General features: G+C 56.0%; 2 protein-coding genes. One reads left to right on the top strand and one right to left on the bottom strand.

The features are described 5' to 3' along the window. Positions 1-212 precede the first annotated feature (212 nt). Positions 213-3,467, bottom strand: coding sequence for a PAS domain S-box protein (locus EEB11_RS19145; RefSeq protein ID WP_135434177.1), 3,255 nt, complete (start codon positions 3,465-3,467; stop codon positions 213-215). On the opposite strand from EEB11_RS19145, the gene EEB11_RS19860 reads away from it, so the two are divergent. Further along, the coding region (locus tag EEB11_RS19860; protein ID WP_210134474.1) for a hypothetical protein at positions 3,457-3,821 on the top strand (365 nt) is incomplete at its 3' end. The two genes, EEB11_RS19145 and EEB11_RS19860, sit on opposite strands and share 11 nt — an antisense overlap.

Genomic DNA, 3,821 nt, shown 5'->3' with positions numbered 1-3,821 from the left:
ATAGCATAAATATGGGTTTTTACACAGCCTCGGCGGAAAGCTGTCTTACGGCAGTGCGGCATCACAGATGCCACTTTTATATTGGCCGAACGATCAGCGAAGTTTCTTCCGATGTGCATTTCAGTCCACTCAGCTGGGTTAGCTTGCAAATGAGCATACCGCTTAGAGAGGCACATTAACCAAAGCTTGGTCAGGCGGTGGCGATCTGACTATTACGTCTCTTCGGTTTGGACGCCAAGAATACGTTCAAGGTCGGCTTGGCTGTAAGGCTTTTCCAGCCAGGTCACACTGTTCCCGAGCCCGTATCGCTCAACCGCTTCGGTCACGGACAGACCTGAAGCAACGATGATCCTGATTGCTGGCCAGCGGGCCTGAACCTCGGCGATCAGCGACGCCCCTGAAACATCGGGCAAACCAATGTCGCTGATGAGAACATCAATTTGATTGCCCTCAAGGATTTGAAGTGCCTCCCTCGCCGTCCCAGCCTCGAACGTTGTGTGGCCAAGGTCCTCGACCATATCCACGGTCGACATGCGAATGAGAACCTCATCTTCGACCAGCAGGACTTTGTAACACGTTGGCTGGGAGTGCGTTTCACTCTCTTTCGCGGTCGGCTGCCGTTTCGCAGGTCCACGGCCATCAAGACAATAGCGCAGCCGATGCGCCAATTCTTCTTGTGTGTAGGGTTTGCTGATCAGCTCGACGTTCTCATCCAGTCGCCCTCCGTGGACGATTGAATTCTCTGTGTAGCCCGACGTAAAAAGCACCGCCAGTTCGGGCAACCGTTCCTGAGCAAGACGCGCCATCTCGCGGCTTTGCATGGAACCTGGCATCACCACATCGGTGAACAGCAGATCAACCGGAACACCACTTTCGATGATGGCAAAACCGCTTGCGGCGTCCCTTGCCCGGAGAACCCGGTAGCCAAGTTCCGACAGTATCTCGACCACCGTTGCGCGGACATCATCGTCGTCTTCCACCACCAAGACAGTTTCGCTTCCGCCACGCACAGGTCCCAGATCTACGACAGGACGATCAGCTTCAGCCTGCTTGGTGCGGGGCAGGTAGATGCGGATCGTCGTGCCCTCGCCCGTTTCGCTATAGACCTTGATATGACCGTTCGATTGTTTGACCAGGCCGTAAACCATGCTCAATCCGAGTCCGGTGCCCTGACCCGGCGGCTTTGTTGTGAAAAACGGCTCGAACACTTGTTCAAGCATTTCGGCAGGGATGCCGCAGCCTGTGTCCGTCACTGCGATCATGACATATTGCCCGGCCTCCACCTCGGGGTGTTGGCGGGTATAGCGGTCATCAAGCTGCGCGTTTCCAGCCTCGATGGTCAGCTTTCCATGCCCGTTCATTGCGTCACGGGCATTGATGGCAAGGTTAAGGATGGCGTTTTCGACTCTGGTTTCGTCGACGAACGTGTTCCACAATCCACCGGAAATAATCGTCTCTACCTCGACGCTCTCGCCCAGAGCGCGGCGGAGCATATCGTCCATCCCTCGCACGAGGCGACCAAGGTTCACAGCCTTGGGAGCGAGGGGTTGCCTGCGCCCGAACGCCAGAAGCTGTGACGCGAGCTTTCCACCGCGAGACACGCCCGATATTGCGTTTTGCACGCGCTGCTCGGCGCGATTGTTGCCAGCCACATCTTTTTGCAGCAGTTGAAGATTGCCACCGATGACCTGAAGCAGATTGTTGAAATCATGGGCAACCCCGCCGGTCAATTTGCCGATTGCTTCCATCTTCTGAGATTGGCGCAGTTGTGCCTCGATAGTCTCCCGTTCCGCCATGATCTCTTCGACCCGAGATTGAAGCGAAGCATTGAAGTTCGCCATCGCTTCGCGGGCTTGCAATTCGGCAGCAATGTTGCGGACTTCTATGACTGTGCCGACCGCCTTTCCCTTTTCATCCCGAATGGGGCTGGCGGTAAAGGCCACAGGGTAGAAACTGCCATCCTTATGTATAAACACGTCCTCGCCCTGAACTTGGTTCTCCTCCGGAAAGGCACGATCAATCGTGCATTCGTGCAACGGAAAAGGCCGTCCGTCCGGGTAGGTATGATGAATGACATCATGGAGCGGTCGCCCCAGTGTTTCCTCAAACCGATAGCCGGTCAGCCGCTCGGCTGCGGCGTTCATGTAGACGCACTGTTGCCGGTCATCCATCAGGAAAACCGACATGGTCGTATTGCTCAAGACCGTATCCAGGCGCTGGGAAACCTGCTTGAGGGCACGCGCGGCCGCATCGCGCTCGGTGGTATCTTCTATTGCCGCAAAGTAGACAGTGCCAGCATCATCGTTCAGCAGTTGAAGTCTTACGGCGACGTTGTAGTCGGTTCCGTTCTTTCGGCGATGCATGGTTTCAAAATGCAGCACAGTTTTCTTCCCCGACCGAAGCGGTTCAATGATGTCCATAAACGCTTCGGTCGTCAGTGAGGGCTTGATGTCGACGGGGGTCAGTTCGACAAGCTCTTCCATGGAGTAACCGAGGTTTTCCCTTGCGCCGCGATTCACCAGAATGAACTTGAGCGTATGCGCATCAAAAACAAACGTTTCGCTTGCAGCATCCTCGACGATCCGTCCCAACCGCTCGTTTGCCGATGCGGCCGCCAGTCGTTGCAATTCTGCCGCCGCTCGACCTGCAAACAGTTCGAGCGTCTCCAACGGCTGAAACGACGGGTCTATTGGTTTATCGTTGAGAACGGCAAGAAGGCCGATGCTCCCTCCCTTCGACCCCCGCAGCGGCACACCCATATAGCTTTCGACACCCATCTCCGTAAGAAGGGCGTCATCGGGAAAGAGGTTAGCAACATTGGCAGGATAAATGCAGGCTTCATCCATAAGCACATTCGCGCAAGGCGTGCCTTTGAGGTCATACTCAAAATTCTCCTGCCGACTTCCGTCGCTCCAGGCGGAAAGCACGCGCGCCCGGCTTGGATCGCAGGGGTGAAGATCGCACAAGAGCACCCAACGCACTTGAAGTGCCTCGGCCAGCGCTCCGACGACCGCATCCAGAAACGGGCGGCCCACCAGTCGGGAGCAATCGATCAACTTCTGTCGCGCGCCTTCGGCACGTTTCCGCGGCGTGATGTCCCGGGCAACCTTTGACGCTCCAATGACCCTCCCATCCTGATCCTTGATGGGGGACACCGTCAGGGAAATATCGAGCGCGACCCCATCCTTTCGAACACGCAGGGTTTCGAAATGGCTGAGGCTCTCACCCTTGCTGATCCGCGTCAGAATCGCATCTTCTTCGCTATGGCGGTCCTCGGGAATAATGCGAGTAATCGAATTGCCAATCAACTCATGGGCCTGGTAGCCGAAAAGCTTGGTCGCTCCGAAATTCCAGCTGGTCACAGAACCATCGAGTGAAATGCTGATTACGGCATCCTCACAGTGTTCGACAATCGCCGCAAAACGGTCACCCTCGGACGCATCTGCGGGCCGTGGCATGTCGTTCATCCTTCACTCCATCTCAACCATCAGCGGAAAATCTGCTTCGAACAAGCCCTGCACTAGCGTTCTTGGCTGGGTCGCAAGGATTCCGACCTTAGGCGCATCAAAACCGGTTTTCAACGACATTGGGGTTTCAGCAAAGCGCAACATTTACCAGCGTTGGGGTTGGGCGGCAAAGTTCACCTATGATTGGAAAAAGCTGCCTTGCGGCCAGCGACGTTGCCCCAAGAGGTCGATGCCCACACTGCAGACCCGGGCGTTCAAGGCTATGACGATGCCATCGCTGTCCCTGCAGTTCACCATAGCTTGCCGGGCAGATCTAGGCGTGGTTCCCGAAGATCAGGCGACTGGTAACAGTGT

This window comes from Pseudotabrizicola sediminis, assembly GCF_004745575.1.
Lineage (GTDB): Bacteria > Pseudomonadota > Alphaproteobacteria > Rhodobacterales > Rhodobacteraceae > Pseudotabrizicola > Pseudotabrizicola sediminis.
Note: the sequence above shows the minus strand (reverse complement) of the source record. Positions and strands in the feature narration are given on the sequence as shown.

Excerpts from the sequence above, each read along its gene's own strand:
- EEB11_RS19145 (WP_135434177.1), bottom strand. The coding sequence starts at position 3,467 with ATGAACGACATGCCACGGCCCGCAGATGCGTCCGAGGGTGACCGTTTT.